This is a genomic window from Cellulomonas septica, from assembly GCF_012396155.1.
GTDB lineage: Bacteria > Actinomycetota > Actinomycetes > Actinomycetales > Cellulomonadaceae > Cellulomonas > Cellulomonas septica.
In genome coordinates this window covers 1-4,183 of record NZ_JAAXOY010000309.1, presented here as the reverse complement: position 1 = coordinate 4,183, position 4,183 = coordinate 1, and the positions used below count along the sequence as shown (strand labels likewise).

The 4,183-nt window shown below is 73.3% G+C and carries 5 protein-coding genes; all 5 read left to right on the top strand.

All coding sequences use genetic code 11. The features are described 5' to 3' along the window. The coding region (locus tag HGA02_RS20440) for a hypothetical protein (RefSeq protein ID WP_210728493.1) at positions 1 to 216 on the top strand (216 nt) is incomplete at its 5' end. A gap of 12 nt (positions 217 to 228) precedes the next feature. Beyond that, entirely contained in the window at positions 229 to 1,047 is an 819-nt protein-coding gene (locus tag HGA02_RS12170; RefSeq protein WP_168679230.1) for a methyltransferase domain-containing protein, read from the top strand. A 16-nt stretch (positions 1,048 to 1,063) separates the two neighbouring features. Beyond that, positions 1,064 to 1,849 (top strand): fumarylacetoacetate hydrolase family protein, encoded by a 786-nt coding sequence (locus tag HGA02_RS12165; RefSeq protein ID WP_168679229.1) that lies wholly within the window; start codon positions 1,064 to 1,066, stop codon positions 1,847 to 1,849. A 19-nt stretch (positions 1,850 to 1,868) separates the two neighbouring features. Next, positions 1,869 to 3,383: a glutamate--tRNA ligase gene (gltX, locus tag HGA02_RS12160; RefSeq protein ID WP_168679228.1), complete on the top strand. Its 1,515-nt coding sequence runs from the start codon at positions 1,869 to 1,871 to the stop codon at positions 3,381 to 3,383. Further along, positions 3,380 to 4,135, top strand: a complete 756-nt coding sequence (locus HGA02_RS12155; protein ID WP_168679227.1) for an HAD-IA family hydrolase — start codon at positions 3,380 to 3,382, stop codon at positions 4,133 to 4,135. The genes gltX and HGA02_RS12155 overlap by 4 nt, the downstream gene beginning before the upstream one ends. Positions 4,136 to 4,183 lie beyond the last annotated feature (48 nt).

The window sequence follows — 4,183 nt, the reverse complement described above, 5'->3', positions numbered from 1 at the left end:
GACGTGGGCGCTCATCATGCCGAGCACGGCGAGGCCGCGCGCGACGTCGACTCCGGCGATGCGGCGCATGGGTCGATCATGCCGGTCCGTCGGGTGCGGCGGCCCGTGCGCGACGCGCGCCTGTCGCCCGCGCCGCGCGCTCGCGCTGCGGACCGTCCGGGTCTCAACGCTCGGAACGATTCGTCCCGTGCCTTGAAACCCACTCCGCTCAGGTGATTAGAGTCTGGTGTGAACACCCCCGTCCACGCCGACGTCTACACGCACGGGCACCACGAGTCGGTGCTCCGGTCGCACCGCTGGCGCACCGCCCAGAACTCCGCGGCCTACCTGCTGCCCCACCTGACGCCGGGGCAGAGCCTGCTCGACGTCGGCTGCGGGCCGGGCTCCGTGACCATCGACCTCGCGGCCCGCGTCGCGCCCGGCCGGGTCGTCGGTGTCGACGTCTCCGCCAAGGTCATCGACGTCGCACGCACCGCCGCCGCCGACACCGGGACCGACGTCGCGTTCGACGTCGCCGACGCCTACGAGCTCCCGTTCCCCGACGGCTCGTTCGACGTCGTGCACGCCCACCAGGTCCTCCAGCACCTGTCCGACCCCGTCGCCGCGCTGCGTGAGATGCGCCGCGTCACCAAGCCCGGCGGCGTCGTCGCCGTCCGCGACGCCGACTACTCCGGCATGACGTGGTACCCGCCGTCGCCTGGTCTCGACGAGTGGCAGGCGCTGTACCAGGAGGTCACCGAGGCCAACCGTGCCGAGGCCGACGCCGGCCGCCGCCTCCTGTCGTGGGTGCGGGCCGCCGGCTTCGACCCCGCAGGCATCGCGCCGTCCGCGGGCGTCTGGTGCTACGCGACCCCCGAGGACCGCACCTGGTGGGCCGACCTGTGGGCCGACCGCTGCACGAAGTCGAACTTCGCCGCGCAGGCCATCGACCACCACCTCGCCGACGAGGTCGGCCTCGAGCTGCTCGCCGACGCGTGGCACGAGTGGGGTGCCGAGCCCGACGGCTGGTTCGCCGTGCTGCACGGCGAGGTCGTCGCGCGCGCCTGACCCGTAGGCTGGTCACGTGCGCATCGCCCGCTTCACCACAGGTCAGGACCCGCGCTACGCCGTCGTCGAGGGGGACCCCGGCGCGGAGGAGCTGGTCGTCCTCACCGGCGACCCGATCTACACGCCGATCCAGCCGACGGGGGAGCGGCGCCGCCTCGACGACGACGGCGTCCGCCTGCTCGCACCCGTCATCCCGCGGTCCAAGATCATCGGCGTCGGCCGCAACTACGCCGACCACGCGGCCGAGCACGGCAACGAGGTCCCGACCTCGCCGCTGCTGTTCCTCAAGCCGAACACGTCCGTGATCGGCCCCGACGACCCGATCGTCCTGCCCGACTGGACCGAGCACGTCGAGCACGAGGCCGAGCTCGCCGTCGTGATCGGCAAGGTCACCAAGGACGTCAGCCCCGAGCGCGCGCTCGACCACGTCTTCGGCTACACCGTCGCCAACGACGTGACCGCGCGTGACATCCAGCGCAGCGACCTGCAGTGGACCCGCGCCAAGGGCTTCGACGGCTCGTGCCCCATCGGCCCGTGGATCGTGCCCGGCCTCGACGTCGAGGACCTCGCGGTCACCGCGCGCGTCAACGGCGAGACGAAGCAGGACGGCCGCACGTCGCAGATGGTCTTCGACACCGCGTACCTGGTGTCGTACGTCTCCGAGGTGTTCACGCTGCTGCCCGGCGACGTGATCCTCACCGGCACGCCCGCGGGCGTGAGCCCGATCGTCGACCGCGACGTCGTCGAGGTCGAGGTCGAGTCCATCGGCGTCCTGCGCAACCCGGTCCTCCGCCGGAACTAGCCGCAACTAACCTGTACCCGTGACCACCCCCGCCCCCGCCGGCTCCGCCGTGCGTGTCCGCTTCTGCCCGTCGCCGACCGGCACCCCGCACGTCGGTCTGATCCGCACCGCGCTGTTCAACTGGGCGTACGCCCGGAGGACGGGCGGGACGTTCGTGTTCCGGATCGAGGACACGGACGCGGAGCGGGACTCGGAGGAGAGCTACCTGCAGCTGCTCGACGCGCTGCGCTGGCTCGGGCTGGACTGGGACGAGGGTGTCGAGGTCGGCGGCCCGCACGCGCCGTACCGGCAGTCGCAGCGCTACGACCTGTACACCGACGTCGTGCGCCGGCTCGTCGAGGGCGGGTACGCGTACGAGTCGTTCTCGACGCCCGAGGAGATCGAGGCCCGGCACCGCGCCGCGGGCCGCGACCCGAAGCTCGGGTACGACGGGTTCGACCGCGACCTGACCGACGAGCAGAAGGCGGCGTACCGCGCCGAGGGTCGCTCGCCCGTGCTGCGCGTGCGGATGCCCGACGAGGACGTCACGTTCACCGACCTGGTGCGCGGCGAGATCACGTTCAAGGCCGGCTCGGTGCCGGACTACGTGATCGTGCGCGCGAACGGCCACCCGCTGTACACGCTGGTCAACCCCGTCGACGACGCGTTCATGGGCATCACGCACGTGCTGCGCGGCGAGGACCTGCTGTCGTCGACGCCGCGCCAGGTCGTGCTGTACCGCGCGCTCGTCGAGCTCGGCGTCGCGTCCGTCGTGCCGCAGTTCGGGCACCTCCCGTACGTCATGGGGGAGGGCAACCGGAAGCTCTCGAAGCGCGACCCGGAGTCCAACCTCTTCCTGCACCGGGAGCGCGGCTTCACGCCCGAGGGCCTGCTCAACTACCTCGCGCTGCTCGGCTGGGGCATCGCGCCCGACCGGGACGTCTTCACGCTCGACGAGCTCGCGCACGCGTTCGACGTCGCCGACGTCAACCCGAACCCGGCGCGCTTCGACCTCAAGAAGGCCGAGGCGATCAACGCCGAGCACGTGCGTCTGCTCGCGCCCGACGACTTCCGCGACCGGCTCGTGCCGTACCTGCACGCGGGCGGGCTCGTCCCGGCCGACTCGTACGCCGACCTGTCCGCGGAGCACCGCGCGCTGCTCGACGCGGGCGCCCCGCTCATCCAGACGCGCGTCACGCTGCTCGGCGAGGCCGTCGGGATGCTCGGGTTCCTGTTCGTGGCCGACGACGCGCTCGAGGTCGCGGACGACGCGCGCGGTGCCCTGCGCGACGACGCCGCGACCGTGCTCGACGCGTCCCGCGCGGCCCTCGCGGCCCTCCCGGCCGACGGCTTCACGACGGCCGCGACGCAGGAGGTCCTGCAGGCCGCGCTGGTCGACGAGGGCGGCCTCGGCATCAAGCCGCGGTTCGCGTTCACGCCCCTGCGCGTCGCGCTGTCGGGCCGTCGCGTGTCGCCGCCGCTGTTCGAGTCGATGGAGATCCTGGGCCGCGACGCGACGCTGGCCCGGATCGACCGGCTCCGCGCGACGCTGTGACGGCCGCGACCGGGCGGCCGCAGCCGCTCGTCGACGGCGTGCTCTTCGACATCGACGACACGCTCGTCGACACCCGCGGCGCGTTCGGGTCGGCCCTCGCCGCGATCGCCCGGCGCTACCTGCCGGACGTGCCGCCCGAGCGCGACCACGAGCTCCTCACGGTGTGGCGTGCCGACGTCAACGGGCACTACTCCCGGTACACGCGCGGCGAGGCGGGGTACGAGGAGCAGCGGATGGCGCGCGCCAACGAGCTGCACGCCCGGTTCGGCGGGCGGACGCTCGACCAGGACGGCTTCGCGCGCTGGGACGAGGTGTTCCAGGACGGGTTCAGCAGCGCCTGGACCGCGCACGACGACGCCGAGGCCGTGGTCGACGCGCTGCTCGCGGCGGGGGTCGCGGTGGGCGCGCTGTCGAACGCGTCGGTCGCCTACCAGACGGCCAAGCTCGAGCGCGTCGGGCTCGTCGACCGGGTGCCGATGCTCGTCGGCGTCGACACGCTCGGCTTCGGCAAGCCCGACCCGCGTGTCTTCGCGGAGGCGTGCCGCCTGCTCGGCACCGACCCGGCGCGCACCGCGTACGTCGGGGACGAGCTCGACGTCGACGCGGCCGCCGCCCGGGAGGCCGGCCTCGTAGGTGTGTGGCTCGACCGGCCCGACGGCCGTCGGCACCCGATCTCGGACGAGCAGATCACCGCGGCCGACGTCCGCACGATCCGCACGCTCGCCGAGCTGCCCGCGCTGCTCGGCGTCTGAGCGGCGCCGGCTGGATCACCCGGCTGCCGCGACGTCGCCGGCCCGGCC